Here is a 1,701-nt window from a genome sequence, read left to right as displayed (position 1 = left end):
AGATTGAACACATCAGTGTGCGTTATGACTATATCCGTTGTCGGCATTTGATCAGCAATACCGAATACAGCTACTTTGCGTTACCTGAAAACTACAATCAGTTGTTTACTCGGCTCAACCCGATTATTGCTGCTCGCACAGCGAGTAAAACTCAAAATGGCTATCTCAATGCCGCTGATCAGGTACGCAAAAGTGCGCTTGATCGTAAAGCGACTATCGGTACACTCAATGCCAATGAGCAGCAACAACGGGCTAATCTGGTAAAAAAAGCAGCACAACAGCAGCAAAATCTGTTCACGGCGTGTGAAGATGAGACCAGTGCCGCCTGTCTGACAGAACACAAAAAACTGTTACAGGCACAAGAAAGCTACCGGGGTTACGCCGAATACCAAACCTACTACGACCTACGCGAACAATTTCCTGACGAGATGGCACACTATGCCGAATTGATCGGTGATTATTCACATCAGTTGATTGGTTTACTCGAAAACGGCTACACTCTTGAGCAAGCGAAGGCCAAGCTGGCACAGGATCAAGCTGAATCGGTAGAATATGCCAGAAAATACCAAGAAGCCGTGGATAAACTGCCAACTTGGGCAAGGATTGCGATGACCATACAGGATACTGTCGGTATGGTGTATGGGGCAAAGGCTGCGGGTGTGGGGTTGGGGAAGTTAGCCGAAAATCAACTGGTACCCTACAGGCAGATGGTCACAGATGTGCGTGCTGGCTCATCATCAGCTCCAAAGCGCTCAGGTAATGTTGCGGTAGCTGAAGTGGACCCATTGAGGTTGGCGGCGAGTGATGCGAATGCCGTTCTTATGAACAATAAGACGGTGCTTTCTAAAGAGCAAATAAATCGATTACCTGCAGAACAAAGACTGAAGTATATAAAGAATGTAGTTGAACAATTGAATGTTAAAACACCTAAAAATAGTGCTGTTTTTTATTCAGGAAGAGGAGCAAGAGCGGAAGCTGAGTTGTTTGCTAAAAACAATGGGAAAATGACATTGGAGTCAACCCCCGGTGGTAAGTGGCTGGATAATTTAAAGCTTTTTGATAAAGGAGTTAATGGAATAGAAGCAGAACATGCTTATCCTTTATGGGAGAGGCTTTCACAAAGATATGCTCAAGAAGCATCGGGTACGGCAGTAGGGATATTAAATAATCCACGGCCTGCATCTATTTTCAATACTGTGGAGTTTCCTGCGCTTAAATTAAATCCTGAGATAACCAACGTAATAACAGGAGGGAAATAATGTCAGATTACACAAAGATTGATGCACAAGAAGTGAAGCATAAATCTGGCTATCATGTATTTTCAGCCGGAAGGCAATATATTGGTTACAGAAATGGGGAGGTATTTTATAAAATTGAAAGAGAGCTAGGGAGGAATCCGGACACAAATAAAATACATGAGTATATTTATAAATTAAGTGTGTTTAATGAGAATATGGAGAAAGTTTCACTTCCCAAAGAAGAGCTAGATGAATTGATAGATAAGATTGTACAAGCAGAGTTGTTTCTTACTGGCTTTGAAATTGAAATTGTTGAAGAGTAATCCCTCCCCCATAGGTAAACATCCGGCGATCTCACCTTGCGAGTTTATATTAAGTGGTTAAGGTGAGCGGCAGATTAGGTGGATGAGGAGAAGGTGTTACCGGGCAGGGGCAGCAGTTGGTCCAGTTGACTATTTTTCCA

General features: G+C 43.0%; 2 protein-coding genes. Both read left to right on the top strand.

The genetic code is table 11. The annotated features are described in order from the left end of the window. Positions 1-47: 47 nt before the first annotated feature. Entirely contained in the window at positions 48-1,259 is a 1,212-nt protein-coding gene (locus EOJ37_RS14915; protein ID WP_240651729.1) for a hypothetical protein, read from the top strand. Then, positions 1,259-1,561, top strand: coding sequence for a hypothetical protein (locus tag EOJ37_RS14125; protein ID WP_127960504.1), 303 nt, complete (start codon positions 1,259-1,261; stop codon positions 1,559-1,561). Before EOJ37_RS14915 ends, EOJ37_RS14125 begins: the two co-directional genes overlap by 1 nt. Positions 1,562-1,701: the final 140 nt, after the last annotated feature.

Origin of the sequence: Serratia microhaemolytica, from assembly GCF_004011885.1 — a bacterium.
Classification (GTDB): domain Bacteria; phylum Pseudomonadota; class Gammaproteobacteria; order Enterobacterales; family Enterobacteriaceae; genus Serratia_G; species Serratia_G microhaemolytica.
Note: the sequence above shows the minus strand (reverse complement) of the source record. Positions and strands in the feature narration are given on the sequence as shown.

What these genes read in the sequence shown, in the direction of transcription:
- EOJ37_RS14125 (WP_127960504.1), top strand. Translation starts at nt 1,259, where the DNA reads ATGTCAGATTACACAAAGATTGATGCACAAGAAGTGAAGCATAAATCT.